Origin of the sequence: Nonomuraea guangzhouensis, from assembly GCF_019396345.1 — a bacterium.
Lineage (GTDB): Bacteria > Actinomycetota > Actinomycetes > Streptosporangiales > Streptosporangiaceae > Nonomuraea > Nonomuraea guangzhouensis.
Genome location: NZ_JAHKRM010000014.1, coordinates 1 through 26,354 on the forward strand (window position 1 = coordinate 1; position 26,354 = coordinate 26,354).

Below are 26,354 nucleotides of genomic sequence, written 5' to 3' on the forward strand. Positions count from 1 at the left end.
ACACGGCGATCGGTGGCTACGTCCGCTGGCGCAACGCCCGTGCCCAACCAAAGACCAGCTTCGCCGCCACTTCACCTATCCGAAGCTGGACCAGTTACCCGGCCAAGGTTGCGTGACGGGCCACTAGTTCGGATCGACTTCAAGTTCGACCAGATCGAAGACATCATCGACGGCCGTCTGCCCGACCGTGCGCTCAAGGACGAGAACTGGTGGAGGGGGCGACGGCGCCTGTGGGCCTCGACGGGTTTCCGGGTCACGCAGGTGCACCTCCCGCAGCGAGTCGTCAGGTTCAGGCAAGAGGTCGACGCGCCCCGCCGCCGAGCGATCCTCGCATATGTCGCTGTCGGTGCCGGCACCCTGCTGCTGTGCGCGCTGATCTTGTGGCTGCTGCCCGGTACGCTGGTGGACCCCGGCCTGAAGCTGACCGGTCAGTCGCTCGCCGAAGTGCGCAACGACGCCCGAACAACGCTCATCACCCTGCTGCTCGCGCTGGGCGCGGGCGGCTCCCTGGCGTTCACCGCGCGCACCTACCTGTTGAGCAGGCAATCGCACATCACCGACCGCTTCACCCAGACGATCACTCAGCTGGGCAGCACGTCCCTGGCGGTGCGGCTCGGTGCGCTACACGCCCTTGGCCGGATCACCACCGACTCCCCGCGCGACGCGAAAGCGATCATGTCGATCCTGTGCCAATTCGTCAAAGACGAGAGCCGCCGCGCCTCTGCACTGTCCAGGCGAAGTGGGCTCCGCGGCCTCATCGACCCGGCCTCGGGGTTACGCGGTCCCGTGCTGCGCGCGGACATCGCAACCGCGTTCAATTTGGCCATAGAGTTGGCCGAAGACCTCGGCCCGCTGTCGCTGCAGCTCAATGCCAGCCGCCTGGACGGCATCAACTTCAGCGGGGCGAGCTGTCCCGAGCCAGCCCTGGACGGCACCTCACTGCGGTACGCCTACCTCGAGGCCGCTCACTTTCCGCAAGCCTGGATAAGGTACGCCGACCTGCGGGATGCCTGGCTGTCCAGCGCCCGGCTTCGGGAGGCGTCTTTCGACGGCTCCCGTCTCGACCGCGCCGACCTGAGCTACGCCGATCTGGAAGGGGCGGACTTCAGCCGCGCTGACATGACCGGGACAATCCTGAAGAACGCCAATCTCAAAGGAGCCAACCTTCGCACCGCGCGAGGCCTGACACACCGACAACTCGCGCAGGCGGTTGTGGACGAACACACCCGGCTGCCTGCCACGCTCGCGCGTCACCCACCTCGATGGTTCACCGGACAGGCTCGCGTCCGTAGCCGGACAAGGTGATGCCGCTCTTCTAGTACTCCAGCGATATTTCGCGATCATGGTTTGTATCTGCGGTGGTAGTGACAGCGTCGGGCCAGTGCCTTGATGCTGGCGGCGTCAGGCTGACCAGCGCAGGACATCGGTTGCTTCCACGGTGAAGCCCATGCCCTATATCAGCCTCTTACGGCGCTCCCGAGTGAATCCGGGAGATCATTCCGGAGCGGAGCCCCGCCGAAGGTGCGATCGAACACCACTCAAAGTTGGAGGGTTACAAAAGAGTGCCCGGCCACCAGCAAGGCGACCGGGCACTCTTTTGATACGGCCGCCCCAACATGGAAACGGCCTAGTCAAAGCACTTATGGCAAGTCGAACTCTTTCTTGCTCACGCCATCGAGGAACGCTTCCCATTCGACGTGGGTGAACACCAACGCGGGGGCGTCAGGGTTCTTGCTGTCGCGGACGGCCACGATGCCAGGCAGGTTGCTGGCAACCTCCACACAGGCACCACCCTGGCCGTTGCTCTTGGACGACTTGCGCCAAATGGCGCGGGACAGGTCATCTTGCGGCATCCCGCACCCCCTTCTCTGTGGTTGGTCTGCTACGCCTGAAGATCGCGTGCCACCTGCCGGATGAGTGTCGACGATTCATCAGCAGACAGCGCCGATTCCCGCAGGTGGTCAAACATGACCGTATACCGATCTACTTCGTGCTGTTTCTCCAAATAGAGGGTACCGGTGTGGTATTCGATGTACACAACGCGCGGGTCTGTGGGTTCGAAGCCCAGGACGTGGAACGCCCCGTCCATGGCGGGATGCGCGCCGACCGCGAAGGGCAGTACTTGTAGCGTCACGTTCCGCAGGTCCGCCACATCGAGCAACCGCTGAAGCTGAGCGCGCATCACCTCGGAGCCGCCAACGACACGGCGAATCACTGCTTCGTTCATGACCATGGACACGTTCGGGGCACCCTCGCTCGTCAGAAGCTTCTGCCTCGTCAGTCGAACAGCGACTCGCTGCTCGATGTCCTCGCTGGACGCATGAAGCAGAGAGGCTCGATGCACCTCCCGGATGTAGTCCGCAGTCTGTAGCAGGCCCGGCACGAACTCGCCCTCGTAGATCTGCAATGAGGATGCGGCCGATTCCAGGCCTACGTAGACCTCGAACCACTCAGGGACTGCTGGTCCGTAGGAGTGCCACCAGCCACGCTGACGAGCCTCGCGCGCCAGCGTGAGCAGGGCGTCTCGCTCGGCAGGGCCGACTTCATAGATGCCCAACAGTGCTCGGGCATCGCTGGGCTGGATCGCCCGACGAGCGGTCTCGAACCGACTGAGCTTGGTCGGGTGCCAGTCGAGCTGCTCGGCGACCTGTTCAATCCCTAGATTGCGATCTTCGCGTAGGCGACGCAGCTCGGCCGCGAGCTGCGTCGCCGCACGGTCGGACTACCTGTCGGGCGCGCCATTGGGATCACCTTCCCAGTTTTCCACTCTCAGGCAAGCAAGCAACAACGCTAGCAACTGCTATCTGGCACTTGCCAATTTGCACCTGCCGATAGACACTGGCCATCGTTGCACCATCGCATCCTCGCCATAGCCCGATCGGTGCGAACACGAACGACAGCTGTGCATTACAGACGCCGCCCAAAGGAGGTCCGGCATGCGTAAATTCGACCACGAAGAGGAGCTATTCAGGCACTTAGTGCGACTGTCATGGGATCTGTCGCAATTCGGGCTGGCGCACGCGGTGGAGTGCCCGTCGAAGGTTGAGCCGTTCATCGCCGTACGCAGGGCGCGCGGTCATCTGTATGTGAGGGCGGCTTTGAGGGGTGAGCAGTGGATCTTCACGTGGGGTCACGGTCGGGGTCGGTGGGTGGATGCGTACGACGTGGATGCGGCTACGCGTGTTTGGGAGGTGGCGCGGTGAGCGAGCGGTTTCTTGGTGAAGTCGTGTTGCCGGGGGCGACGCAGTCGGTGGCGGTGGCTCGTCACTGCATTGCGGAGATGCTGGCGACGGCAGGGCACCAGGACGCGGAGAGTGCGCGGCTGATCGTCAGCGAGTTGATCACCAACGCCCTCATCCACACCGCTTCGGGGCTGCATGGCGGGGTGGTGACGGTGGAGGTCGTCGCCATTGATGCCGAGGTCGTTCGCGTTGAGGTGACCGATGACGGGGCGGACACGGTTCCACGAGCACGCGAGTCCGGCGGTGACGACTGTCACGGGCGGGGTCTGTGGCTGGTCGAGCAGATCGCGCTCAAGTGGGGCGTGCGCCTGTTGGGCGCGGGACAGCGCGCGGTCTGGGCGGAAGTGTTCACGGGTGTCGCCGTGCCCGGCCGCGCCGGGGAAGGCGTGGTGGCCGGAGCCGCGCGCGGAGGGTGGGAGGTGAAAGGGTGAGCTGGGTGCTCGGGCACTGGCGGTTTCCGCCTCATTGCACGGCACCGCACGTGTCAGCCGTGCGGCCGCACTATGACCAGCTGACGTGGCACCCTCCACGCCGGGGTGAGGCGGGTGGTCGGGTCGTGAAGTGGACCTGCGACTGCACGGAGGTCTTTTACGAACTGATCGCGCTCGGCGGGTTGCGGTTCATTCGCCGGACGGCTCTCCGGGCCGGGAAGACCGTCATTTGTTAGGAGCTGTATGCCGAGCCGGCTTCACCGCTGAAAGCAACAGAATAAGGGCGGAGCTCGGAACGAGGATGGTTTGCATCTAGCAGCTGCGGTTGGCAGGAACTTCAAAGATGAGTCCGAGACCGTCCTCTTCGTCCCAGTCTTCTCCGACCTTGACGAAGCCGAAGCCGGCGATCGTGGCCAGGGACGCCACATTGTCGGGACTGATCGTCGCCCGTACGGTCTTGACCGCCGGTTCGGCCGCGGCCCGACGCAGCAACTCGATCAAGATGGCTCGGCCGTACCCCTGGCGACGGAAGTCAGGAGCGACCGCGTAGCCGATCTCTACCATGCCCGCCTCATCGGGCGGTCCGTGAAAGCCGGCATGACCGATGACGACCCCTTCGGTGCCGGTTACCGCTTGCCGCGCTATCCACGGTGCGTGGCGGGGGTCGGCGGCCATCTGGTCGATCCGAATCCGCCACAGCCACCGTGCTCTGTCTGTCACGAAGTACTCAGTCAGAGCGACCCCAGCCGTGTTGCTGGCTGTGGGCAGATCCCCATCGAGCAGAGCGGACATCGCGGTGCTCGACAACTCGAAAAAGCGCACATGCTTCGGACTGGTGGGGAACGACGTCTGGCGATCGGCTTCATCTGTCACCGTGCAGAGGGTCGCAGAGTGCCTGACAGACGTCCAACGAATTTCGGCGTGGTTGATCGACGCCGCGGCGGCCCTCGCTGAGGTCGGTCAGCGGCGGCAGAGCGATGCTTCAGACTCCGCGCGCTGCGATCAGGGCCGCTGGCTGAGGGGCTTGGCTGCGACTGCCCGTGCTGAGTGCGCCCGCCTTGATAAGGGCCTGCGGCTGGTCGAGGACGAGCGCCGTTGAAGATCCCGCGCCGTCACCTGGACAGCGCCTGACATGTCGTCCGCTGTTCGACAGATACTGTACGCCGCCAGTTCTCGTGCGACCCTACGTGCATGTTCGGTCACAAACGCCAGGGCTTCTACTTCCGGCCGAGCCGACGGCACTGGTTCTGGCACCGGCCCATCCACGCGTTCGCCGATGACCCGACGGCGGAACGGGACGAGCAGGTGTGGCGGGTCGCCTGGTGGCACGGTGGCTGGGGCGTCTGGTCGGCCGACGCTGATCCGATGGCAGCCGAGCCCATCTACACAACAGAGAACATCCCGCAGGCCGACTCGGACGCGGCCTGCTGCTGGGCGGCAGGCGTGGTGCCCGCGCACCCGCGCCTGCACATCTCGTGCTCGCACCGGGGCGACCCAGCAGCGCCGTTCATGTGAGCGGCTCGGAGTTCGCAGTCCACACTGGGCAGGCCGGTCCTTCGGGCCGGCCAAGGCGCGCTTCGAGAGTTGATCAGCCGACGACCACATCCAGGAAGATCGGCCTCTTGGTGGACAGCAGTTGGGTCCCGGTCCCGTCGGTCATCTTCCAGTAGATCTTGCATCTGCCGGGGGAGTCCGACGCACGGACGCGTACCGCGATGTCGACGGGCTCGCCCGGCTGGACCACGCGGATCTCGACCCGTTTGGGGGCTTGGCACGGGGTGTCGTTCAGCCGGGTGAGATAGCGTCCCCGCCACGGGATGGTGCCGGTGTTCCTGATCCGCCAGATCTTCGTGAACTCCGTCCCCGACTTCACCACCGTGCCGTCCGGGTGGGTGACGTCCTGCTCGAAGGCGGAATCGTCGTAGGGGGTGGCGGCCCGAGTCGGGGTGGCCTGCGCGGTGGGCTCGTTCTTTCCGGAGAGCGGGGCGAGCCAGGTGAAGAGGGCGGCTCCGGCGGCGACGGTCACGACCGCCGCGATCATGACCGGTCTCCTGGCAAGGGCTCGGCGTTCGGGGTGCTGAGCCATACGGACCCCCGCCTCGGCGAGAGAGAGGTCCGTATAGCCCTCGGCGGTCTCGCTAAGTACGGCGGCGCTCGCGGCCCGCTCCCAGTGGGCTCGCCACTCGCGCCTGGCCACCTCGGCGTCCTGCCCAAGCCGGTCGACGGCGAGGACCCGGACGAACTCCCACGTCGTCTCCCAGGTCGGCAGCACCAGCCCCCGGGCGGCGGCCGCCAGTGAGGACTTCGAGGCCGCCGCGCCCATACGGGTCGCCATCTCCGCGAAGGACGGGTCGCCCGCCTCCGCCTTGAGCTCCCACAGCCGATACGCGAGGGCCGCCACCGGGCCCGCGGCCGGTTCCGGCCGGACCGGCTTTCGGCCGGGGCGCGACCCCCTGTCCGTCCGCTGCGGGCCAGGCTCGTCCCCCTGCGAGGCTGATGGCCCCGGTAATTCCGGCATCTTCACCTGCCCTGTCCGGCACCGTCATCCGGCCATGCCGACGAGTCCGGCATGACCTGTGCCACCTGAGAGCAAATGAGATTACCTGGATTGTCCGAATAAGTCCGGAAATCTGAGGTTTACTCGGGCGCCTTGGTCATTCGCCCGCGCAGGCCCGGAAGCCGTACTCCGCCGCGAAGGAGCGCAGCGCCTTCTCGTTCTCGTCCGATGCCAAGGACCGCTCCACCGCCTTCTTCGCCTCGCCCTCCCTGCCCGCGCGCAGCGCCGCCTCCGCGCTTCCGCTGAGTTCGCGCAGGCTCGCGGTCAGCGCCCTGGCGGGTACGAAGAACCTCTCCCGCACCCGCGCGACGTCACCACTGGGCGGCGCGATCGCTTCTATCGCGGCGATGGTGCCGGTCATCGACTCCGACGCGCGGTGCAGTTCGTCCACCTCCTCGCGCAGGTTCGCGGGTGGCTCCTCGCGGAGATCCGACTGCCGGGACGCTTCTTCGCACACCGCGTCCACGGCGGCGATGTACTGCCTCTTGACGTCCTCGTACGGCTGCCCCTCCGCCGCCGAGACCGTCGCCCACAGCACCAAAGCCAGGGCGGGCACGACCCCGCCGACGATCACGCACCGCACCGGGACGTGCCTTCTCTCACGCGATCCCATCCGCCGCTCACTCCTTCGGAAGAAAACTTCGGAAGAAACGCCCTTGGCGCTCTCGCGAGCGCCAAGGGCCGAAGTCCGGCCGAGCTACGTCCCCGTCCCAGCTCGGGATCAACACTTGATCCGGCGCTCCTGCGACCGCTTGTACAGGGTGGCCACTTCGCTGCCACGCAGGAGGGAGTACAGATGCACCTTCGTCTGGTTGCGGTAGAGCTGGCTACCGCCGGAGCACTTCCACGAAGGGGTCGTCGTCACGGTGAACGCCGCCCTTCCCTTCTTCACCTCCGAGGTGGCCTTCGTCCGCCAGAAACCGAGCCCGCGATACTGCTGGAGGGTCGTCTTGACCACGGCCCGGCGGCCCCACTCGCCCTTCTCGCAGTGGACCTGCCTGCTGGTGGTGATGCGATCGCCGCTCTTGTACGGGGTGATTATCCGCTGCCAGCCTTTGCAGCGGTCGTGGTAGCTGATCCCCAGGTAGGCCTTCGCCGACCAGCCCGGGGCCGCCAGGACGGCTGAGTCGTCCGAGACGGCCGTGACGCCCAGCCCTGCCTGCGCCGACGCGGACGACCCTCCCATAAGGGCGGTCGCCGTCAGCCCGACGACGAGAGCCGCGCCTGTAATCCCTTTTCGTCCGATCATCGGATCTCCTTTCAAAGAAATCCTCTGTACTTTCCGACTCGGGAGTCCCCGATCGACCGCGCACAGCCATTCAGTGGAATATCCGTGCGCCTGTCGATGCCGCCGATGCCGAACACCGGCGCTTGGGAACGGCGCTACTCTGACCGCCGATGCCCGACAATGGCAAGCGATCTGCCCCGTCCGATCATCCAGACGTTGTCCAGAGATATTAGGACAATCAAATTAGCAGGTCAGGAATCTGCGACAGGGCTTCAACGGGTCGGCGGAATCTTTCCCGGCCTCGCCCGCCGAGCCCCCTTGGGCGTCGCAGCAATTGTGGCATTCCAATGATTTGAGGTCGACGTAGCACTCGGGAAAAGCGGCCCTCGCGCGCTCGAATTGGTGAACGGCTCAGTCCCGGTGCGCGGGCAGTTCTGGGCGTTCGTCGGTCCAGCCGATCGCCTGGTACGAGGTGGAGACACGGAGCTCCGCCTGCCGCCCGTCCGCGAGCTTGGTGGTGTTCGTCCTCACCTGGGCAAGAAGCAGACCGGTGCTGGGCTCGACCACGATCCGAACCTGGGTGAACAGACCCGGCTCTATTTCCTCCTGATAGCTGAGCGCCTGCCCGCGCCGGCCCAGCGGGTCCGTCATCTCCCCCTCAGCCTGTATGCCGGGCAGAGACGCGAGGATCCGGTACGCGGATGCCCGTACCTCGGGCGAGGCGGGCAGGCGACTGATGATGTCCTCACAGGCTTGCACAAGGAGGTACCACGTCACCTCCTCCACGTCGTACCCGGCGTCCGCCGTCAGGCGCCGGGTGATGTGCTCTTCCAGGTAGCTCCTGAGCTTGTCGGGCTCGCTCGGGATCGCGCGCACCTCCTTCCAGGTCATCAATTCCCCTGTCAGGTCACCGGCCGTGCCCTTCCACTTGCCGTGAAGCCGTTCGGCGGTTCGCTCACCCGCCGCCGCCTCCAGCGGCCCGAACGGGAGGGCGAACAGGTTCTCCGTCTTCATGTTCTTGGGGTATCGCCAGCTGGTGGGCGCCCCCGCAGCCCGCCATGCCGCCTCGTCCTGCGGGGTCGCGGGCTTGACGCCGAGATCCTGCCGGATGCGCCAGCTCCGCAGATCCGTCCGCTTCGCCAGCCACAGCTCTCCAGACCGCCCCTCCTCGAGCACATAGCTGCGCGTGGGATCGGTCATCATCCATCGGGTGACGCCCGCGGTGCGCCAGTAGTCGCCGCTCGCAGGGGCCTTCTCCACAGCGACGGCGGCGGCGAGCAGGATCTGCCGGGCATTCGGTTCGGCCGCCGCGGACACCGACGGTGCGACGGAGATCGTGCTGCCAGACCGCATCGTGGGGGCGATGACCGCTACCGCGGCGGCAGTGGCAAGGCTCAGCCCGGCGGCGAAGCTCACCACGAGCCGCCGTCGTACCTTCGGGCGTGGCCGCGCCGCGGCCACCGGTTCCCGTTCCTCGGACATGATCGCGTGCATCAGCATCCGCGCCTCGGGTGCGGACGCCTCTCCGGCGAGGTCCTTGTCGCGGAGGCGGGCGAGATCGGTGAGGTTCACAGTGAGCTTCCTTCCAGAGCGACGGCACGAGGATGGTCGATCCCGGCTTTCGCCAGTTCCCGAGCGAAACGCTTGCGGGCGCGATAGAGCCTGATCCGCACGGCGTTGCGGGAGACGCCGAGCATGCGGGCGATCTGCCCATGGTCGAGCCGCTCCCAGGCGACCAGGGAGAGTAACTCCCTGTCGTCGTCGGTCAGGTCGCGGAAGACCCGTCCCATCTGCGAGATCTCGTCCTCCGGCGGGCGGGCCAGCGCGGGGAAGGCGGCGAGCCGATCACGCAGGGCCGCCGTACGCTGCTCGTGGCGCCGCTCGCCGCGCCGGTGGTTGGCGAGTACCCGGCGCGCCACGCCGTACAGCCACAACCTTGCCTCGTCGCCCTCGGGCAACTCCTCGATGCGACGCCACGCCGTGGTGAACGTCTCGGCCACCACGTCGGCGGCGTCCTCCGGATGCGGGCAGCGGCGCAGGACGTAGCCGAGTATGGGCTCGTAGGCGGATTCGTAGATCTCCACGAACCGGCTGTCGGGATCGACTCCCATCCGGTCTCCTTAACTGGATCATCGGTCATCTACGTCCATGTCCGGAATCCTGGAGGCATTTCTGGAAGGTGGAGTCCCGTTCGTCTTGCTCAGTTGAGATAGAAAAGGTGCTCAACCGGGCGATCAGGGCAGGAGCGACACTCGAAGAGGTACACACTGCCTCCGCCCGACACCATCAGGCCGGGCGGGTTCTCCGCGGCCGCGGCTCGTTCGGACTCCGAAAGGTAGAGCTCCGGCCCCCTGTTGTCGTCGGGCCGGTCCTCCACCGGGAGCCAGGTCTGCCACGACTTCCCATCGAACTCCTCATAGGCGACGGTCAGCAGATGGTGGATGGGCTGTCCGCACCTCTCGCAGCTGAACCAGGTCGTCGAGCCGTTCCATCCGCGCGGATGACCACCGACCTTGGTGCCGGGGGCCGTGCTCAGGTGGTAGAAGTAATCCCACCCGGTGGTCTCCTCCAACCGGTGCAGCCGGTCGTCGATCTCGTCGCGCAGTTCCTGCGGTATGTCGTCCCAGTCGGGGTATTCCGTCACCTGCTCCGGGTGCACCACGCAGGGGATGGGAACGTGACCCTCGGGAGCGTCGGCGGGTTCCGGTGGCGTGGCGAGCACATGGCGGACATCTGCCACGTTCCTCCAGCGCACCTGCGGCAGGGGGCAGCGCTCGTAGGGATCATCCCCGTGGTTGAACGGGCACCATAACACTTGGAGCAGATCGCTTCCCTGCGGGAACGGCACACCGGGCGCGTCCGCCGCGTAGAGCTGTACGACCGGCACCATGGGGACCACTGCCTCGTGGCGGGTGGCGTCCTCCAGGCCGTCGTCGTAGTAGTGTTCCTCGGCGCACAACGGCCAGGGCTCATCGGCCGGCCACCTCAGCGGCCCTCCGACAGAGCTGTCCTCGTAGGACGGGGTTCCCGCACGCGGATGCAGCCGGAGCGCGCTTCTGCTGAGCGGCTTCAGCTCGGGAAAGAGTGCCTCCACAGCTACCGGCCGAGGCGGAGTATGACGGGCCATTGCGCACTTCTCCGATGACGTTCCGTTCCGGACGCGAGGACCTTACCGGCTGGATCCGACAGAGTCCGGTGCGCTGATGGCGCCTTACTTGTGCGGCAGCGACTACTCATGTTTTAGTACTCATATGCGAGCAACCCGCCTGTTCATTCTCGGCGCTCTGGCTGACGGCGGCCCCATGCACGGGCACAAGATCCGCGCCGCCGCGCAACTCGACCGGGTCGAGCTGTGGGCGGACATCAAGCCCGGATCGCTGTACGGCGCGCTACGCCGGATGGCGGACGAGGGCGTCGTCGAAGTGGTCCGCACCGAGCAGGAAGGCAACCTCCCCGCCCGGACGGTGTACGGGATCACCGACAAGGGCAGGGCCGAGCTGGTCTCGGTGATCAGGTCCGCCCTGGCCGACACCGGGCTCCGGCCGGATCCGATCCAGCTGGTACTCCTGCACGTCAGCGAGATCAGCCCCGAGGAGTTGCGTACCGCAGCCCAGCAGCGGCGCGACTCGTACGCCGGCCAACTCGACTTCTGGCGCAATCTACGCAGTCAGGCCGAGCCCCACCTCGCCAGGCTGGAAGCCATCGCCTTCGACCAGACCCTGATGCGGCTGGAGACGGAGGTCACCTGGCACGACCGCCTGCTGGCGGAGCTCGCGGACATGGCCGGCGAACCTGACAGCGCGCCCTTTACCGGAGAGTAGGAACTCCATGTCGCCTCGACGCTTGGACGTCGCCGTGATCGGCGGCGGGATCGGCGGGCTCTGCCTGGCGCAGGGCCTGAAGCGGGCCGGCGTACGCGTCACCGTGTACGAACGGGACCGCACGGCCGACTCACGACTCCAGGGCTTCCGGCTGAACATCGAGCCGACCGGGAGCATCGCCCTGCACGCCTGCCTGCCACCCGCCTTATGGGAACTGCTGGTGGCCACCGCGGGCGATCCGGGGCCCGGGATCGGCTTCCTCGACGAGCGGCTGCGACCGCTCATCCTCATCGGGCAGGACGGCCCGGATCATGACCCCCTCGACCCCACGGTGAGCGAGCACGCCGTCAGCCGCGTCACACTGCGCAAACTGCTGCTGGCCGGCCTGGACGACGTGGTCCGCTTCGGCAAGGAGTTCACCGGGTTCGCTCGGGCGGACGACGGGACGGTCACGGCGAAGTTCGCCGACGGCACCACCGCGACCGCCGACGTGCTCGTCGCGGCCGACGGCGCCAACTCCCGGGTGTGGGCGCAGCTCCACCCGGCGGCCGGCCGCATCGCACTGCCGGCGACGGCGGTCGCCGGCAAGGTGTTCCTCACCGAGGAGAACCGCCGGTGGCTGCCGGAGCGGCTGCTGGCCGGCAAGAACGTCTTCTGGCCGCGCAGTGACTTCCTGTTCACCGCGATCTTCCGCAGGCGCGAGGACCCTACGGCGATCATCGCCAGACTCGGCGACCGGATACGCGCGCTCGGGCTCGACCCGGAGCACCTGCTCGCGGACTCGCGTGACGACGACTATGTCCTGTGGGCGTTCATCACGCACCGCGACTCCCTCCCGGCGAGCTTCGCGTCGAAGGCTCAGGACGATCCGGCCGCGGTGCGGGAGTTGCTGGCCGAGCGGACGGCCGGATGGCATCCCGACCTGCGCCGCCTCGTCACCGCCTCGACCCCGGACACCTTGTACCAGACCGGGTTCAGCGCCGCCGAACCGCTCGGCCAGTGGGAGACCGGCAACGTCACCGGGCTCGGAGACGCCGTCCACCACATGCCCCCGGTCGGCGGGCTCGGCGGCAACACGGCGCTGCGCGACGCGCACCGGCTCTGCGCCGCGCTCACCGCGGCCGACCGCGGCGAGGAGCCGTTGCCGCGGGCGTTGCGCGCGTACGAGGCGGACATGCTGCGCTACGGGTTCGAGACGGTCCGCGAGGTCGTACGCAACACCGAAGGCGCGATCACCAGAAGCGCGCTGAAGCGATCAGCGGCTCGATGGTTCTTCCGCACCTGCGGAGCCGTCCCGCCGCTCGGCCGCGCGGTGTTCGGGGAACGCTGAGCCTGTCCGACCAGCCGTGGCCGATGCTGATCAGCGTGGGCGGCTGAGGGCGGCCTCCGCCAGATCCGTCCATTTCTCGGCCGAGGAGTGGGGCACGACCACCCAGTCCTTCATCTCCCTGCCCTGGCCCGAGGGGTCGAACAGAGAGGCCCCGGCCAGCTGGAGCGCGGTCGCGTGCTCGGGCGTATCCCTGACCAGCCGGAACACCATCGCGCCGTCGCGCTGCAGGCTCGCGAACACCTTCCCCGCCTGATCTTTGAGCGCGGGACTCCCCATCATCCTGGAGATCCGTACACCCAGGTCGGCCAGCTCGGCGCCGACCTGCTGGAAATCCTCTTCTGCGCTCATCGTCAGTCGGGTTCCAAACTCCATGGCGTCGTGGCCGGGGCTCTTCCCGCGTGACGCGATCGCCACGGCCCCGCCTTCCGGCGGCACGGCGATCAGGGTAGTCGTCCTGACGACACCGATCAAGGTCGGATGAGGGGTGCCGCTGTGGCGGGCGTGCTTCGCCCCTGTGGAAGCACGCCCCGCCGTTCGCTGGACTCAGCCCGCCGCGCAGTGCATCTTCTTGTTCAGCGACGCCACCTGCTCGGGGGACAGCGGTGCGTCGCCGACGGCGAGGGAGGCCATGCCGTATTTGCTCAGATGGCCGCCGGTCACGTACATGGAGTCGGGCACCGACGCCCTGACCTGCGACTCCGTGCCCTGCGTGGCTTGGTCGAGGAGCACGTACCCGTCGATGCCCAGCCCGCGCTCCTTCAACAGCGCCCGTACCTCGCTCACGGGCTTGTTGTAGAAGGGCACGCAGTGCAGGGGTTCACCAGGCGAATCAAGGCCCGCGACGATCTGGTACTCCTCGCCGGGACGGGCTTCGCGGCCGAGCGTGATCATCGCCGAGCCGGCGAAGTCCTTGGCGATGGTGATGCCGATCGGGCAGTCGCGGTCCAGGCCGCACTGTTCTGGCCGGTCGATGGTCTTGATCTCGTCCTGTGGCCCGCTCGTGCCCGGGTCGATCTCGCCGACGAAGCTCGGCGTGGCGGGTACGAGATCCAGCGAGATGTCGAGACCGGCTCCCCGCAGCTGGCTCTCGTACACCTTCGGGTTGGCGTTCAGGTCCTTGACCTCGATGACGTAGTGGTCGCCCTCCTCCTTGATGTCGAGCGCGGAGGCGGGCGCGGGGGTCAGGACCGAAGGGATCGCCCAGGCCGCCGAGATGACCGCCGCGGCGATCGGGAGCGCGAGGAGTGGGCGCCATCTCCTGCGGGTGACGGCTGTGGGCGCGGGCTCCGCGTCCATGATCGCGTTCATCGTCTCCCGTGCGACCGGGGTCAGGCCGGGGCCGGGGGCGGGGGTGAGGGTTCTGATGGCTTCGTCGACGTTGGTGTTCACGTGCTCTCCTTCGCGAGCTTGACGGCTCGCGAGCCGTACCTGTTGAGATCGACGACATTGATGGCGGCCAGTTCGGTCGCGAAACGCTTGCGGGCGCGGTGCAGGCGCTGCCGTACGGCCATGCGCGTGCAGCCCAGAACCTTGGCGATCTCGGCGTTGCCGAGCCCCTCCCAACCGACGAGAGACAGCAGTTCCCTGTCGTCCTCGGACAGGCGCATGAAGGCCTCGCGCGTCGCCCCGGGAGCCTGGCCGACCTCCGAGTCGAGCCAGACGGCGTGCTCTTCGCTCAGGCGCGACGTCAAGGCCGTCCTGCGCGACTCGCCCCGGCGGTGGTTGGCCAGGGTGCGCCTGGCCACGCCGTACAGCCAGAGTCTGGCTTTGTCGCCGGGCGGCACCTGGTCGAGCCGCCGCCATGCCGTCGTGAACGTCTCGGCGATCACGTCGGCGGTGTCGTCGGCGTGGTCGGTACGTCGCCGGACGTAGGCGGAGACGGCCGCGTAGTGCTCCGTATAGAGCGCCTCGAAACGCCGCCGAGGCTCCGCTGCTCCCACGTCGTCGTCCTTCCGATAAGGCAATGTCACATGAGAGTAGGTGTCCGGATATTTCCTCCTGTGACAGGACAGCCGGCCCAAGATCGAGCAGCCCTCTAACATGACAAAGTGAGGGAAATCGTGACATATGTCGAGATGGTGACAGCGGGCCAGCTGAACGCGGGCGAGGTTGTGCCGGGCCTCGCCCTGGAGCCCTTGGACCGCGGCTCATCGCTGGTCATCGACCTGCAGGCCAGAATCGGCGCGCCGTACGGCTGGGCGAGCGCGCGGCGAAGCGAACAGGAATGGTCCACGTGGTTCGCCCGGCACCCCGCGCGGATGTTCTGGCTGCTCTCCCTCGACGGCGAACCGGTGGGCATGGCCGCCTACGACGTCCACCCCGGAGAGGAGGTCGAGATCGAGACCTTCGGGCTGCTTCCCGAGTTCACCGGCAAGAATCTGGGCGGATACGCGCTGACGCTGACCATAGAGCGCGCATGGCGGTTGACCCCCTCCGTGAGGCGGGTCTGGCTGCACACCTCCAGCCTGGACCACCCCCATGCGCTGCCCAACTACCATCGGCGCGGATTTCACACATACAAGACCGAGGTCGGCGAGCGCGGCTGATCACGGACCATGTGGCGCCGCGTGGCGGGCGTGGACTCAGCGCTCGACGGCCAGCCGTACCCCCAGACCGATGAAGATGCCTCCCGTGGCGATGTCCACGCGGCGGCGGGCGGCGGCCCTGCGGCGCAGCCAGCCGCCGATCCGACCGGCGAGCACTCCGACCGCGCCGTCGACCACGAACTCCAGCGCGATGAGAATGGCGCCGAGGATGGCGAACTGCAGCCACACCTGGCCCAGCTGCGGGTTGATGAACTGGGGGAGGAACGCGATGGTGAAGGTGACCATCTTCGGGTTCAGCAGATTGGTCAGCAGGCCGCTGGTGAACGCCCGGCGGCCCGACATCCTTCCTCCGGCCTCCACGGGCATCTCGCTGTCGAGACCCTTGCGGTTTCGGAGCATCTGCACCCCGAGGTAGATCAAGTACGCGGCTCCGACGATCCGTACCACGGTGAAGGCCACCGGCACCGCCTGGAAGAGAGCCGCCAGTCCCGCGGCCGCCACGGCGACGTGGACGGCCTCGCTCGTGGCCACCCCCGCCGTGGCCAGCAGGCCGGCACGCGGACCGCCGCGCATTCCGCAGCCCAGGATGAACAGCATGTCGGGCCCAGGAGTGATCATGGCGACGATCGTGGTCAGGGTGAACAGCACAAGCAGGTGCGAGTCAATCGGCATGAGTGAATTATCCCAAATGTCCAGACCGCACCCGCAAGCTGGCTTGACGGTTGGGCGCAAGAGTGATGAGATCCGTCGTCAGCGTCGCGGTGTACCCGGCAAGCAGACCGCCGAGGGCATGGAGGCGCTGAAACCATGGGAATGACCTTTGGTGACATCCAACGAGCGCCTGGCGGCGTTCGGTAATCAGTTGATCGAAGTGCACCTCTGGCTCCGCGAGGAGCTGGCAGAGCTGCGTGAAGACATCGATGCCTATTTCGCCGGCGGCCCGCGCCTGCGCGAACTCCGGGCCCACTGCCTGACCTTCTGCTCAGCGCTGACCCGGCACCACACCGGCGAGGACGACCTCGCCTTCCCCGAAGTCGCCGAGCAGTTTCCCGAACTGCGCCCGGTGCTGGAGGAGTTGCGCCGCGACCACCAGCTGGTCGAAGACTCCCTGCGACGGCTTGAGGCACTCGTCGCCGGGCTGGACGGGGAGACGAACCCCGTCGACGTCAGGCGCGAGATGGACAGCCTGGCCGCGCTGATGGAGACGCACTTCGTCTACGAGGAGAAGCGCATCGTCTCGGCGCTCAACGAGCTGAACGTACCGGGCTGGGACCGCTCCCGGCCCGCGTTCCTGCTCACCGACGACGCGGAGCGCTGACCGGCCGGCCGCGGGGCTCTGCGATACATTCGGCCGCAGCCGAATCCAAGGAGCCCCGCGCATGCTCACGCTGGCGTTCTCCGCCTATGATCTGTCCTTTCTCAGGTTCGCCTTCTCCCCGCTGCGGGAGGTCGCCGCCAGCATCCACGCGCTCCGCACACCCGCCCGGCGCGCCCTGCATCTGCCCTGGTTCAAGCAGGTACGCCCGCAGCTCGGCAGTGACCTCGGACCGCTGCTCGACCTCATCACCGGCGGGGGCTACATCCCCGACTTCCTCTGTCCCGTCCCCACCGGTCCGACTCCGGACCTGGCGGGGGAGCTGGCGGTGTTACGCGCCACCCCCCACGAGGTCATCCGGGCCGACCTCGACCGCATGGCGAGTGAGCTCGGCCCTCTTACCGGCTGCGCCGCTGAGCTGCACCAGGATCCGGCTGCGGGCCTCGACCGGCTGGTGCTCGCCATCGAGACCTACTGGCAGCTCGCCTTCGCCCCGCACTGGCCACGCATGCGCAACCTCCTCGAAGGAGACCTGCTCTATCGCACCAGGCAGTACGCCGAACACGGCCCCGCCGGGGTGTTCGCGGACATGCACTCGACCATCCGCTGGGAGGGCCGCGACCTGCACCTGGAACAGCGCCCCGAGGAGATGTCCCGGGTGCTGGCCGGCGAGGGGCTGCTGCTGGCCGCGTCCATCTTCGTCTGGCCCGGCCTGTTCTACCGCACCGACTCACCCGGCCAGCCGATCATCACCTATCCGGTGCGCGCCATCGCCACCCTGTGGGAGCGCGGCACCGCGCCCGCGCCCGACGCGCTGGCCGCCGTCATCGGCCGCTCCCGAGCCCTGCTGCTCACCGAACTGGACGCACCGGCCTCCACCACCGACCTGTCCCGCCGTACCGGCCTGTCGCCCGCGAACGTCTCCGAGCAGCTCACCCTGCTGCGGTCGGCCGGCCTGGTCACCAAGCACCGCGTCGGCCGGGCCATGCTCTACGTGCGCACACCCCGCGCCCACGCGCTGATGGACGGTTGATTCGGCGGGGGCCGAATGTGTCGCCTCACCCAGCAGGGCCCCCGCACCATGCTGGCATGACGATCACGGCTCCCGCCCGCCCCACCCTGCCCAAGGTGTTCTGGCTGCTGTTCTCCGGCCAACTGGTCAACCGGTTCGGCGGGGTCGTGCTGCCGTTCCTGGTGTTCTACCTGACCGGCCGGGGGTACGCGGCCGCGCAGATCGCCGCCGTCGTCTCGGCGTACGGGCTGGGTGGCCTGGGCGGGCAACCTCTGGGCGGGTACCTGGCCGATCGGTTCGGCCGCCGCCTCACCCTGATCGGCGGCCTGCTGGCCACCGCGACCTGCCTGATCCTCATCGGCGTCGCCGGCAGCCTGGGCTGGCTCATGGCGTCGGCCCTGGCCATGGGACTGGCCGGCGACGTCTACCGGCCCGCCGCCTCGGCGCTGGTCGCCGAGACCACCCCGCCGCACCTGCGGGCCAAGGCGTTCGGGCTCATGCACTGGGCGGTCAACGTCGGCACCGCCGCCGCCGGCGCCATCGCCGGCCTGCTGCTCGCCCACGGGTTCTGGCTCCTGGTGATCCTGGACGTCGCTACGAGCGTCGCGTTCGCCGTGATCGTGTACGTCGGCATCCCACGCAGCCACGACAGGGCCGCGCCCAAGCCCGCGCGCAACGGGTACGCGATCGCGGCCCGCGACCGGGTGCTGATGGCCGCGCTGGTCTTCCTGCTGATCGGCCTGATCCTGTACGCGCAGGCCTCGTACGCGCTGCCCCTGGCGCTGGCCGCCGACGGACTCCCGGCCTCCTTGTACGGGCTGCTCATCACCGTCAACGGCGCCATCGTGGTGATCTTCCAGCCGCTGTTCATCACCTGGCTGTCCCGGCTGCCCCGCCTGCCGGTCCTCGGCGTCTCCATGACCGTGGTGGGCGTCGGCCTCGCGCTGACCGGCGTGGCCAGTGAGCCCTGGCACTACGTGGCCACGGTGGTGCTGTGGTCGATCGGCGAGATCGGCATGGCGGGCTTCGAGGCGGCCCTGATCGCCGACCTCACCCCCGACGGCGCACACGGCACCTACCAGGCACTGTACGGCTGGACCACCGCCATCGCCCGCTTCGCCGGGCCGGCCGTCGGCGCCGTCCTGTTCCAGGCGCACATGTTGTGGTGGGCCTGCGCCGCGACGGGCATCCTGTGCGCGCTGTTCGCCTTCACCCTGATGCCGGCCGTCGCCCGCCGGTCGAACTGACCACCGCCTATTTGTCGCACAGCTGGGTCAGCGCAGCCACCGTAGAGCCGCGTCGGCGCAGTCCTCGGGGCTGGTGTTGAAGGCGATCGCCGCATGAGGCGAGTGCTGCCGGACCAGGTTGACCACCTTCTCGAAGAATTCGAGGTACGGCTCGTGCTTGCGGATGCCGCCCCCGATCACCACGCACGCGTAGTCCTCGCGGGTCAGGGCCGCCACGATCGCACCTTCGGGGTTCTTGCCGAGCACCACCAGGCACCAGTCGGCCTCGATACCGAGGTCGTCGAAACGGGCCCGACCGCGTGCCATCGCCGCCCGGACCGGCTCCGGGTCCCAGCCCTGGATCTCGGCGGGATCGAGACCGATCACAAGTACTCGTGCCACTGCCACGCGTCCTCCCTCTCGGCGCCACGTTAGCCCGATCTTGCCACGCGCTCCCGCCGACCATCTCCGCCTAATAGGGTGGGGCGTCCGTGGTGTGACGACAGCATGGCGACACAGTGAGCGGTAGCCGAACGATTCACCTGTGACCATGATGTCGTCGGTACCAGCGCGCCTGAGGCAGCAAAGGAAGACCAGTGAGCACTGGCACCCCTCGCCCCACGGTCGGCGCCGTGGTGCTGACCATGAACGACCGGCCCGACGAGTTCTCCGTCGCCATGCACTCCCTGCTCGCCCAGCAAGGCGTCGAGCTGGACATCGTGGTGGTCGGCAACGGCTGCACGCCGGAGCAGGTGCCGGGCGGCGTGCGGACCGTCGAGCTGCCGACGAACGTGGGCATTCCCGAGGGACGCAACGTGGGCGCCGCCAACGTGAAGGGCGACCTGATCTTCTTCTTCGACAACGACGCCGTGCTCCCCGCCCCCGACGCGCTGCTCCGCCTAGCGGCGGAGTTCGCCCGCGACCCGCGCCGCGCCTACGTCCAGCCGCGCATCGCCGACCCGGTCACCGGCCGCACCCTGCGGCGCTGGGTGCCCCGCCTGCGCGTCTCTCGTCCCGACCGGGCTGGCACCGTGACCGTCATGGCTGAGGGCGTCGTCATGGTCCGCCGCGACCTGTTCGAGGCCGTCGGCGGATGGCCTGGCCATTTCTTCCTCTTTCACGAGGGGATCGACCTGGCCTGGCGGCTGTGGGACCGCGGGTCCATCGGCCACTACGCGCCCGATGTCATCGTTCATCACCCAGCCACCGACCCGGCCCGCCATACGAACTTCTACCGTCTCAACGCCCGCAACCGGGTCTGGCTGGCACTCCGCAACCTGCCCGCCCCGCTGATCCCCCTCAACCTCGCCACCTGGGCCCTGACGACCCTGTGGCGCTTCCGGGATCCCGCGGCGTTACGCGCTTCCCTCGCCGGACTCGCCGAGGGACTGCGCGGAGGGCACGGCGCCCGCACACCGATGCGCTGGTCCACGGTGGCCCGGCTGGCCCGGGCGGGACGGCCCCCCGTCTGCTGATGACCACTCGACAGCCGTCGACTTACCGGGCGGTGTGGCTCAGGATCCGCTGGAAGATCTCGGCGAGGCGGCTCAGGTCTTCCGGCGCGCAGCCGGCGAACGGGGTTTGGGCGAGCGTCACCTCGATGACCCGCTCGCGTACCCGCCGACCCTGCTCGGTCAGCACGACCACCCTCGAACGCCGGTCGCCGGGGTCCACGGCACGCTCGACGTACCCACGATCGGCCAGCTGGTTGACGACGAAACTGAGATTGGGCGCGTTGCAGAACAGCCGGCCCGCCAGCATCCTCATCGACGGCGCGGGCTCCCCGGGATCGATCGCCCACAGGGCCTGCGCCGTCGCGTGCGTGAGCCGGAGCTCCTCCAGTGCCTTGGCGATGCGGTCGCTGGTCAGCATGAAGACCTCGTGACCGGCCCGCACCACCTGCTCCAGCGCCTGGTTCGTCATACCTGGAGGATAGCAGTTTGTTTCGAGGCTCGAAGCTGTTAGTCTGCTTTTGGTTTGAGACTCGAAGTAAATGAGGTGGGGGATGGTCATGTACAGGTACCGCGGTGTCACCGCGCTCGTCACTGGCGCATCCAAGGGACTCGGCGCGGCCTACGCGCACGAACTCGCGCGGCGAGGCGCTCATCTCGTGCTCGTGGCCCGCTCCGGCGACGCGCTGCGCCGGGTCGCCGACGAGATCCGCGAGGCGCACCAGGTCGACGTGCACCCCGTGACGGCCGATCTCACCGCGCCCGACGGGGTGACGGGCCTGATCGCGGAGCTGGACCGGCGGGGCCACACCGTCGATCTGCTGGTCAACAACGCGGGCGCGGGTGCCGTCGGCCCGTTCCTGAGCAGTTCGCTCCAGCGGAACGTCAGCTCCGTCGAGTTGAACGTGACCGCCCTGATGAGCCTGACCCACGTGCTCGGCGGCCGCATGGCCGAAAGGGGACACGGTGGGATCATCAACGTGGCCTCCACGGCCGCCTTCCAGTCGATGCCGTACCAGGCCAGCTACGCGGCGACGAAGGCGTTCGTGCTGTCGTTCACCGAGTCGCTCGCCGAGGAGCTTCGCGGCACTGGAGTACGCGTCATGGGAGCCCACCCCGGAGCCACCGCCACGGGGTTCTTCGACGGCACCACCGCCACCATGAATCCGGCGTTCATCGATGCGCCGGAAGGGGTCGCGGTCAAGACCCTCGACGCCTTCGCCAGGGGCGCGGTCAACTCCTATCCGGGGCGGGCGGTCAACAGGGTGGCGTCGTGGGTTCCTCGCGTACTGCCCCGCACCACGGTCACCCGGCTGACCGGGCAGCTGAACCGGAGACTGGGTCTGCACCGGGCCCACGACCTCGGGTGATCAGAGGGTGGCGTGCAGGTGGCGGGCGACGTTGTCCACGGATTCGGTGACCGTGGGCTCGGTGTCGTAGAAGTCGAACTGGCCGCGGCCCTCCAGCCAGACCAGCTCCCTGGCCCCGGTCAGCCGGTCGGCGAACCGGCGCGCGCCCACCGGGATCCCGGCGCTCTCGCTGTGCACGATGAGCACGGGCGCGGTGATGCGGTCCGCTGACGGTTGCGGCTCGAAGGTCAGCCATTCGGCCCAGGCCATGGTCGCCCACCTGTTCCCCCACTCGGGGATGGCGCCCCGGGTGGGGTCCAGGTAGTAGGCGTACGGGCCGAACATCGCGGCCGTGGAGTCGGTCTCGCTGACTCCGAGCACGTACTCGACCTCGCCGGTCGCCTCGAAGTGCGCGCGGGCCTTCTGCCCTGCCGCCAACCGCGCCGCGAAGGCCTCCTCGCCGCCCAGGGCGAGCCGCATCAACTCGCCGTCCTGCAGGCCGGGCGCGACCAGCGCCAGCGAGGCGATCCGCGGATCGTCGGCGGCGGCCACCGCGGCGAACGCGCCACCGGCGCAGATGCCCAGCGCGCCCATCCGGGCCGGCGCCACCCGGTCCAGGGAGGAGAGGTAGCCGACGGCGTGGCTCAGGTCCCTGACCTTCAGCGAAGGCGACTCCACGTCACGCGGCTCACCGCCCGACTCGCCGAACCCGGTGAAGTCGAAGGCCAGCGCGGCGAGACCGCGCTCGGCCAGGCGCCGCGCGTACAGCCCGGCCATCTGCTCCTTCACCGAGGTCCACGCCCCTGCCACCACGACCGCGGGCAGTCCGCGGTCGGCCGTGGCGGGCAGGTGCAGGTGCCCGGCGAGGGTGATGCCGTCGGCGTCGAAGGTCACTTTTTCCACAGTGGTCTCTGTCATGTGGACAACGGTGCCGGACCTCGACTGCCAACCGACTGCCAGAGCATCGCCCGTACGTCCTCCGCCTCGGGAACGTCGAGCCGCTCGAAGATCTCCAACGCCTCCCGCAGCCGGGCCCGGCCGCTCTCCTCCTGGTCCAGCAGAGACAGCGCCTTGCCGAGTGTGGTCAGCGCCCGAGCCTGTTCCCAGGCGGCGTCGATCTCGACGTTCACCGCCACGGCCTCTTCCGCTCGTACCCTGGCCTCGTCGAACAGGCCCGCCGCCAGATGGCATTCGGCCAGCCGGAACAGGGCGCCGCCCTCCATCAGGCGATCACCGGCGGCCCGGTGCCGGGTCAGCGACTCCGCCCAGGCCTCGGCCGCCTCGTCGCACCGGCCGACCCCGTGCAGCACGATGCCGAGGTCGTACAGCCGGGTGCCGAGATCCCGCGAGCGCCGCGTCTCCCGTACCAGCTTCACGCCCTGCCTGGCCAGGTCGACGGCCTCGTCCTGCCGGTCCAGCGCCAGGCAGGCCCGGGACAGGATCCCCAGGGCCGCTCCTACTCCGGCCACATCGCCCAGCTCGCGATGGAGGGGGAGCGCCTCGGTGAGATGACCGATGGCGGCCTCGTAGTCACGCCGGATCATCGCGGCGGCGCCGAGCACTTGCAGGTTCTCCACCACGATCACCGGGTCGTCCATCGCCCGGCCCAGCGCGAGGGCCGCCGTTCCTTCCTCGACCCCCTCATTGAGTGAGCGCTGGAAGATGAGCATCGCCGCCACAGCCGTACGGGCCAGGCCGTGGCTGCGCCGGTCGCCTCGCTCGGCCGCGGCCTGTGCGATCGTCTGGGCGATCTGCCGGATCTGCTCCCATCGCAGGTGCACCCGCGCCACGTACAGCAGCACGTACAGCAGATCCGCCACGGCCGGATCGGACGCGGCCTGCAGCGTCGTGTGGAACAGGTTGGCCACCTCGGCGTCCAGCCACCCCTCCACCGCCGGATGGCCGGCGAAGGCCAGGCCGGGCGAGACGGTGGGCGACTGCCGGGCGGTCGAGAGCGCGTCCGGCTCCAGCACGGACTGCGCGCTTCTGGCGGTGGCCAGGTAGAAGTCGACGAGCCGGTGCAACGCCGCGTCCCGGTCCTGCTCGGGAAGTCCGCGAGCGTACAGTTTGAGCAGGTCGTGGTAGCGGTAGCGGCCCGGACTCGGCGCCTCCAGCAGCCCGGCGTCCGCCAGCGACTCGCACAGGTCCTCCGCCGCCCAGTCCTCCAGATCCAGTACGGCCGCCGCCGCGGCCACCGAGAAGTCGTCGCCATCGGGTACGGCCAGCAGCCGGAACGCCCTGGCCTGGCCGACGTCCAACTGGCCGTACCCCAGGGAGAAGGTGGCCTCCATCGCCAGGTCGCCAGTGCGTAGCTCGGCTAATCGGCGGCGCTGGTCGGCGAGCCGGACGACCAGCGAGGCGATGGTCCACCCCGGCCGGGCCGCCAGCCTGGAGGCGGCGATGCGGACCGCGAGCGGCAGGCAGGCGCAGGCGGCGACCACCTGCTCGGCGGCCTGGCGTTCGGCGGCGACGCGGGCGGTCCCGACGATGCGGGTGAACAACTCCAGCGCCTCGCCGCTCGTGAGCGCCGCCAGATCGATCATCCGGTCGGCGTTCAGACCGATCAGCCGGGCCCGGCTGGTGATGACGACCCCGCTGGCGGTCGCACCCGGCAGCAGCGGACGGACCTGGTCGGCGTCGGCCGCGTTGTCCAGGACGACCAGCATCCGCAGGTTCGCCAGCGTGGTGCGATAGAGCGCGGCCCGCTCTTCCAGGTCCTCGGGGATGCTGTCACCGGAGACGCCCAGCGCGCGCAGGAACGCCGCGAGCACGGCCGCCGGCGCCAGCGGGGCCGCCTCGACACCGCGCAGGTCCACGTACAGCTGCCCGTCGGGATAGCGGTCGCGGACCAGATGGGCCACGTGGACGGCCAGCGCGGTCTTGCCGACGCCACCGATGCCCGACACCGAGGAGATCACCAGGCTCGCGCCCTCGTGCAGCAGGCCGGTCAGCTCCCCGACCAGCGCCTGCCGTCCGGTGAAATCGACGACGTCGGCGGGCAACTGGGCGGGAGCCGTACGGGCAGGCGCCTGAACAGGAGCGGCCAGTGCCGGGTCGGCGCGCAGTATCGCCTGGTGGAGGGCGGTGAGGTCGGGACCGGGATCGACGCCGAGCTCGTCGGCGAGCAACACGCGGGTGGCGGCGTGGACCGCCAGCGCCTCGGCCTGGCGTCCGGACCGGTACAGCGCGAGCATCAACAGCCCCCGCAGGCGTTCCCGCAACGGGAACTCCTCGGACAACGATGTCAGCTCCGCGACCAGCCGCTGGTGACGACCCAGCTCCAGGTCCAGCTCCAGCCGGTGTTCCAGGGCCAGCAGCCGCCGTTCGGTCAGCCGGGCTCGATGAGCCTCGGCCTGCGGCCCAGGCAGCCCCAGCAACGGAACGCCGGACCACAGCGCGAGCGCCTCGGACAGCAGGTCCCTGGCTCGGCTCAGCTCTCCGGCGGCCCGGGCCTTGTCGGCCGCCTCCACCCGTTCCTCGAACACCGCGGCGTCCAACGCGCCCGGCGGAAGCCGCAGCGCATAGCCGCCGGAGACCGTGGTCAGCACCTTCCAGGGCGACCCGTCCGGCTCCAGAACCGGCCGCAACCGCGAGACCAGAATCCGCATCGCGTGCGTCGGCCGCGCGGGCGGCGCCTGACCCCACAGCCCGTCCACGATCGCCTCATCGGACAGTGCGCGGCCCTGGCGCAGCAGTAACAGCGCCAGCAACGCCTGCTGCTGCGGGCGACCGAGATCCAGCGGCTCCTCGCCTCGCCAGCCCCGCAACGGCCCCAACACGGCGAACCGCAGGTCCATGGTCATCAGCTCTCCTCCGAAGGGCAGATTAGGCCATGGACCTCAACCGGTGTCGTTGGGCTATTTCCCGGGGCAGATCACCGCTTGCTCAGGGTCGCCAGCGCGCAGGCCAGACCGGCGAGGCGAGCACCGTTTCCAGCCCTGAGCCGGTTCAGGGCATGCCAGGTCGCTCCTCATGGTGCCGGTGGTGTGAGAGATTATAAGGATTCGTGAAGGTCTCACCGATGCATGGGGAGTGCCGTAGGTGAAGTCACGGGCGGCCGGTGGGGCCACCAGGCGCCAGGCCATGGCGGAGCATGTCCTGCGGCAGGGCTCGGCCTCGATGACGGAGCTCGCCGAGACGTTCGGTGTGAGTGTGATGACCGTCCATCGTGACCTGGATCTGCTGGAGAGCCAGGGCATGGTGCGGAAATACCGCGGTGGCGCGAGTGCCCAGGCGTCCAGCATCTTCGAGAGCAACATCGCCTACCGCAAGACCGCCCAGACGGCGGAGAAGGAGGCGATCGCCCGGCACGTGGTGGGGCTGATCGAGCCGGGCAGTTCGGTCATGCTCGACGACTCCACGACCGCGCTGGCCGTCGCCCGCCATCTTGACGAGGCGGCTCCGCTGACCGTGGTGACGAACTTCCTGGAGGCGATCAAGCTGCTCGCCCCCATGCCGGGCATCCGGCTCATGGCGCTCGGCGGCGAGTACTACCCGACGCACGACTCCTTCCTGGGCGTGGCCTGTGTCGACGCGGTCGAGGCGATGAACACCGACACCGTGGTCGTCTCCACCTCGGCCATCTCCGACCGGCACGCCTTCCATCAGGAGCAGGAGATCGTGCTGGTCAAGCGGGCCATGGTGGCCGCGGGCACGCGCTGCATCCTGGCGGTCGACCACACGAAGCTCGACCGGGTGGCCTTGCACAGGGTCGCTCCTCTCGACGCCTTCGACGTCATCGTGGTCGATTCGAACGCGCCTCCCGAGGCCGTACAACGGCTCCGCGATCGGCATCACCGGGTCGACATCGCCCAGGTCGGCGAGGCGTAGGGCGGGAGGAGGGCAC

29 protein-coding genes and 1 pseudogene are annotated in these 26,354 nt (G+C 68.6%); 12 read left to right on the forward strand and 18 right to left on the reverse strand.

Going from position 1 to position 26,354, the window contains the following annotated elements; translation table 11 throughout:
• The first annotated feature begins 108 nt into the window (after positions 1-108).
• The gene (locus KME78_RS27810) at positions 109-1,305 is read left to right on the forward strand and encodes a pentapeptide repeat-containing protein (RefSeq protein WP_219532324.1); all 1,197 of its coding nucleotides are present in this window, start codon (positions 109-111) and stop codon (positions 1,303-1,305) included.
• 335 nt (positions 1,306-1,640) lie between these two features.
• On the opposite strand, the gene KME78_RS27815 is transcribed toward KME78_RS27810, so the two are convergent.
• The 3 genes and pseudogenes from KME78_RS27815 to KME78_RS64690 form a co-directional block, all read right to left on the reverse strand.
• On the reverse strand, positions 1,641-1,853 hold the full coding sequence (locus KME78_RS27815) for a DUF397 domain-containing protein (protein ID WP_219532325.1): 213 nt from the start codon (positions 1,851-1,853) through the stop codon (positions 1,641-1,643).
• Between the two features lie 29 nt (positions 1,854-1,882).
• Positions 1,883-2,557 (reverse strand): DUF5753 domain-containing protein, encoded by a 675-nt coding sequence (locus tag KME78_RS27820; protein ID WP_246651995.1) that lies wholly within the window; start codon positions 2,555-2,557, stop codon positions 1,883-1,885.
• A gap of 18 nt (positions 2,558-2,575) precedes the next feature.
• Positions 2,576-2,689 (reverse strand): annotated as a pseudogene (locus KME78_RS64690) (helix-turn-helix domain-containing protein); the annotation flags it as partial.
• A 510-nt stretch (positions 2,690-3,199) separates the two neighbouring features.
• Between KME78_RS64690 and KME78_RS27825 the strand changes: the two are divergent.
• Positions 3,200-3,673, forward strand: a complete 474-nt coding sequence (locus KME78_RS27825; protein WP_219532326.1) for an ATP-binding protein — start codon at positions 3,200-3,202, stop codon at positions 3,671-3,673.
• 312 nt (positions 3,674-3,985) lie between these two features.
• On the opposite strand, the gene KME78_RS27830 is transcribed toward KME78_RS27825, so the two are convergent.
• Complete coding sequence (locus tag KME78_RS27830) at positions 3,986-4,546, reverse strand: GNAT family N-acetyltransferase (protein ID WP_219532327.1); 561 nt, start codon at positions 4,544-4,546, stop codon at positions 3,986-3,988.
• A gap of 318 nt (positions 4,547-4,864) precedes the next feature.
• Between KME78_RS27830 and KME78_RS27835 the strand changes: the two genes are divergently transcribed.
• Entirely contained in the window at positions 4,865-5,188 is a 324-nt protein-coding gene (locus KME78_RS27835) for a hypothetical protein (protein ID WP_219532328.1), read from the forward strand.
• A gap of 73 nt (positions 5,189-5,261) precedes the next feature.
• On the opposite strand, the gene KME78_RS67335 is transcribed toward KME78_RS27835, so the two are convergent.
• The 6 genes from KME78_RS67335 to KME78_RS27865 form a co-directional block, all read right to left on the reverse strand.
• Positions 5,262-6,074: an NBR1-Ig-like domain-containing protein gene (locus KME78_RS67335; RefSeq protein WP_219532329.1), complete on the reverse strand. Its 813-nt coding sequence runs from the start codon at positions 6,072-6,074 to the stop codon at positions 5,262-5,264.
• A gap of 253 nt (positions 6,075-6,327) precedes the next feature.
• Entirely contained in the window at positions 6,328-6,843 is a 516-nt protein-coding gene (locus tag KME78_RS27845) for a hypothetical protein (RefSeq protein WP_219532330.1), read from the reverse strand.
• Between the two features lie 108 nt (positions 6,844-6,951).
• The gene (locus KME78_RS27850; protein WP_219532331.1) at positions 6,952-7,479 is read right to left on the reverse strand and encodes a hypothetical protein; all 528 of its coding nucleotides are present in this window, start codon (positions 7,477-7,479) and stop codon (positions 6,952-6,954) included.
• Between the two features lie 390 nt (positions 7,480-7,869).
• Positions 7,870-9,030, reverse strand: a complete 1,161-nt coding sequence (locus tag KME78_RS27855) for a CU044_5270 family protein (protein ID WP_219532332.1) — start codon at positions 9,028-9,030, stop codon at positions 7,870-7,872.
• Entirely contained in the window at positions 9,027-9,569 is a 543-nt protein-coding gene (locus tag KME78_RS27860; RefSeq protein ID WP_219532333.1) for an RNA polymerase sigma factor, read from the reverse strand. Before KME78_RS27860 ends, KME78_RS27855 begins: the two co-directional genes overlap by 4 nt.
• A gap of 89 nt (positions 9,570-9,658) precedes the next feature.
• On the reverse strand, positions 9,659-10,585 hold the full coding sequence (locus tag KME78_RS27865) for a YwqG family protein (RefSeq protein WP_219532334.1): 927 nt from the start codon (positions 10,583-10,585) through the stop codon (positions 9,659-9,661).
• 124 nt (positions 10,586-10,709) lie between these two features.
• Between KME78_RS27865 and KME78_RS27870 the strand changes: the two genes are divergently transcribed.
• Together KME78_RS27870 and KME78_RS27875 are read left to right on the forward strand one after the other, a co-directional pair.
• The gene (locus KME78_RS27870) at positions 10,710-11,279 is read left to right on the forward strand and encodes a PadR family transcriptional regulator (protein WP_219532335.1); all 570 of its coding nucleotides are present in this window, start codon (positions 10,710-10,712) and stop codon (positions 11,277-11,279) included.
• 7 nt (positions 11,280-11,286) lie between these two features.
• Positions 11,287-12,609, forward strand: a complete 1,323-nt coding sequence (locus KME78_RS27875) for an FAD-dependent oxidoreductase (protein ID WP_219532336.1) — start codon at positions 11,287-11,289, stop codon at positions 12,607-12,609.
• 30 nt (positions 12,610-12,639) lie between these two features.
• Here the strand turns inward: KME78_RS27875 and KME78_RS27880 are convergent, their stop codons facing one another.
• From KME78_RS27880 to KME78_RS27890, 3 genes are all read right to left on the reverse strand, one after another.
• Entirely contained in the window at positions 12,640-12,957 is a 318-nt protein-coding gene (locus KME78_RS27880) for a hypothetical protein (protein WP_219532337.1), read from the reverse strand.
• 195 nt (positions 12,958-13,152) lie between these two features.
• Positions 13,153-13,998: a hypothetical protein gene (locus KME78_RS27885; protein ID WP_219532338.1), complete on the reverse strand. Its 846-nt coding sequence runs from the start codon at positions 13,996-13,998 to the stop codon at positions 13,153-13,155.
• Entirely contained in the window at positions 13,995-14,549 is a 555-nt protein-coding gene (locus KME78_RS27890) for an RNA polymerase sigma factor (RefSeq protein ID WP_308127155.1), read from the reverse strand. Before KME78_RS27890 ends, KME78_RS27885 begins: the two co-directional genes overlap by 4 nt.
• Before the next feature lie 108 nt (positions 14,550-14,657).
• Here KME78_RS27890 and KME78_RS27895 point away from each other — a divergent pair, with 108 nt between their 5' ends.
• Entirely contained in the window at positions 14,658-15,155 is a 498-nt protein-coding gene (locus KME78_RS27895; RefSeq protein WP_308127156.1) for a GNAT family N-acetyltransferase, read from the forward strand.
• Between the two features lie 36 nt (positions 15,156-15,191).
• Here KME78_RS27895 and KME78_RS27900 read toward each other — a convergent pair whose 3' ends face one another.
• The gene (locus tag KME78_RS27900) at positions 15,192-15,827 is read right to left on the reverse strand and encodes a LysE family translocator (RefSeq protein WP_219532340.1); all 636 of its coding nucleotides are present in this window, start codon (positions 15,825-15,827) and stop codon (positions 15,192-15,194) included.
• A gap of 151 nt (positions 15,828-15,978) precedes the next feature.
• Here KME78_RS27900 and KME78_RS27905 point away from each other — a divergent pair, with 151 nt between their 5' ends.
• The 3 genes from KME78_RS27905 to KME78_RS27915 all read left to right on the forward strand — a co-directional run bounded on the left by KME78_RS27905 (position 15,979) and on the right by KME78_RS27915 (position 18,729).
• The gene (locus tag KME78_RS27905) at positions 15,979-16,473 is read left to right on the forward strand and encodes a hemerythrin domain-containing protein (RefSeq protein WP_308127157.1); all 495 of its coding nucleotides are present in this window, start codon (positions 15,979-15,981) and stop codon (positions 16,471-16,473) included.
• A 61-nt stretch (positions 16,474-16,534) separates the two neighbouring features.
• A complete protein-coding gene (locus tag KME78_RS27910) occupies positions 16,535-17,503 on the forward strand; it encodes a winged helix-turn-helix domain-containing protein (RefSeq protein WP_219532342.1) in 969 nt (322 codons plus the stop codon).
• Positions 17,504-17,559: 56 nt separating this feature from the next.
• Positions 17,560-18,729, forward strand: a complete 1,170-nt coding sequence (locus tag KME78_RS27915; RefSeq protein WP_219532343.1) for an MFS transporter — start codon at positions 17,560-17,562, stop codon at positions 18,727-18,729.
• A 27-nt stretch (positions 18,730-18,756) separates the two neighbouring features.
• Here the strand turns inward: KME78_RS27915 and KME78_RS27920 are convergent, their stop codons facing one another.
• Positions 18,757-19,116 carry a hypothetical protein gene (locus KME78_RS27920; RefSeq protein WP_246651996.1) on the reverse strand — a complete coding sequence of 120 codons (360 nt, stop codon included), beginning with the start codon at positions 19,114-19,116 and terminating at the stop codon, positions 18,757-18,759.
• Positions 19,117-19,304: 188 nt separating this feature from the next.
• On the opposite strand from KME78_RS27920, the gene KME78_RS27925 reads away from it, so the two are divergent.
• A complete protein-coding gene (locus KME78_RS27925; protein WP_308127158.1) occupies positions 19,305-20,183 on the forward strand; it encodes a glycosyltransferase family 2 protein in 879 nt (292 codons plus the stop codon).
• 22 nt (positions 20,184-20,205) lie between these two features.
• Here the strand turns inward: KME78_RS27925 and KME78_RS27930 are convergent, their stop codons facing one another.
• Complete coding sequence (locus KME78_RS27930) at positions 20,206-20,631, reverse strand: MarR family winged helix-turn-helix transcriptional regulator (protein WP_219532344.1); 426 nt, start codon at positions 20,629-20,631, stop codon at positions 20,206-20,208.
• Between the two features lie 82 nt (positions 20,632-20,713).
• Between KME78_RS27930 and KME78_RS27935 the strand changes: the two genes are divergently transcribed.
• Complete coding sequence (locus KME78_RS27935; RefSeq protein WP_246651997.1) at positions 20,714-21,529, forward strand: SDR family NAD(P)-dependent oxidoreductase; 816 nt, start codon at positions 20,714-20,716, stop codon at positions 21,527-21,529.
• Here KME78_RS27935 and KME78_RS27940 read toward each other — a convergent pair whose 3' ends face one another.
• Positions 21,530-22,426, reverse strand: coding sequence for an alpha/beta hydrolase (locus KME78_RS27940; RefSeq protein ID WP_219532345.1), 897 nt, complete (start codon positions 22,424-22,426; stop codon positions 21,530-21,532). It abuts the gene before it with no gap.
• On the reverse strand, positions 22,423-25,311 hold the full coding sequence (locus tag KME78_RS27945) for an AfsR/SARP family transcriptional regulator (protein WP_219532346.1): 2,889 nt from the start codon (positions 25,309-25,311) through the stop codon (positions 22,423-22,425). Before KME78_RS27945 ends, KME78_RS27940 begins: the two co-directional genes overlap by 4 nt.
• Before the next feature lie 238 nt (positions 25,312-25,549).
• Between KME78_RS27945 and KME78_RS27950 the strand changes: the two genes are divergently transcribed.
• Positions 25,550-26,338: a DeoR/GlpR family DNA-binding transcription regulator gene (locus KME78_RS27950; RefSeq protein WP_308127159.1), complete on the forward strand. Its 789-nt coding sequence runs from the start codon at positions 25,550-25,552 to the stop codon at positions 26,336-26,338.
• Positions 26,339-26,354: the final 16 nt, after the last annotated feature.

Coding starts and splice junctions, on each gene's coding strand:
- KME78_RS27875 (WP_219532336.1), top strand. CDS start 11,287: ATGTCGCCTCGACGCTTGGACGTCGCCGTGATCGGCGGCGGGATCGGC.
- KME78_RS27915 (WP_219532343.1), top strand. CDS start 17,560: ATGACGATCACGGCTCCCGCCCGCCCCACCCTGCCCAAGGTGTTCTGG.
- KME78_RS27860 (WP_219532333.1), bottom strand. CDS start 9,569: ATGGGAGTCGATCCCGACAGCCGGTTCGTGGAGATCTACGAATCCGCC.
- KME78_RS27940 (WP_219532345.1), bottom strand. CDS start 22,426: ATGACAGAGACCACTGTGGAAAAAGTGACCTTCGACGCCGACGGCATC.
- KME78_RS27930 (WP_219532344.1), bottom strand. CDS start 20,631: ATGACGAACCAGGCGCTGGAGCAGGTGGTGCGGGCCGGTCACGAGGTC.
- KME78_RS27815 (WP_219532325.1), bottom strand. CDS start 1,853: ATGCCGCAAGATGACCTGTCCCGCGCCATTTGGCGCAAGTCGTCCAAG.
- KME78_RS27880 (WP_219532337.1), bottom strand. CDS start 12,957: ATGAGCGCAGAAGAGGATTTCCAGCAGGTCGGCGCCGAGCTGGCCGAC.
- KME78_RS27850 (WP_219532331.1), bottom strand. CDS start 7,479: ATGATCGGACGAAAAGGGATTACAGGCGCGGCTCTCGTCGTCGGGCTG.
- KME78_RS27870 (WP_219532335.1), top strand. CDS start 10,710: ATGCGAGCAACCCGCCTGTTCATTCTCGGCGCTCTGGCTGACGGCGGC.
- KME78_RS27835 (WP_219532328.1), top strand. CDS start 4,865: ATGTTCGGTCACAAACGCCAGGGCTTCTACTTCCGGCCGAGCCGACGG.
- KME78_RS27910 (WP_219532342.1), top strand. CDS start 16,535: ATGCTCACGCTGGCGTTCTCCGCCTATGATCTGTCCTTTCTCAGGTTC.
- KME78_RS27945 (WP_219532346.1), bottom strand. CDS start 25,311: ATGACCATGGACCTGCGGTTCGCCGTGTTGGGGCCGTTGCGGGGCTGG.
- KME78_RS27865 (WP_219532334.1), bottom strand. CDS start 10,585: ATGGCCCGTCATACTCCGCCTCGGCCGGTAGCTGTGGAGGCACTCTTT.
- KME78_RS27935 (WP_246651997.1), top strand. CDS start 20,714: ATGGTCATGTACAGGTACCGCGGTGTCACCGCGCTCGTCACTGGCGCA.
- KME78_RS27845 (WP_219532330.1), bottom strand. CDS start 6,843: ATGGGATCGCGTGAGAGAAGGCACGTCCCGGTGCGGTGCGTGATCGTC.
- KME78_RS27900 (WP_219532340.1), bottom strand. CDS start 15,827: ATGCCGATTGACTCGCACCTGCTTGTGCTGTTCACCCTGACCACGATC.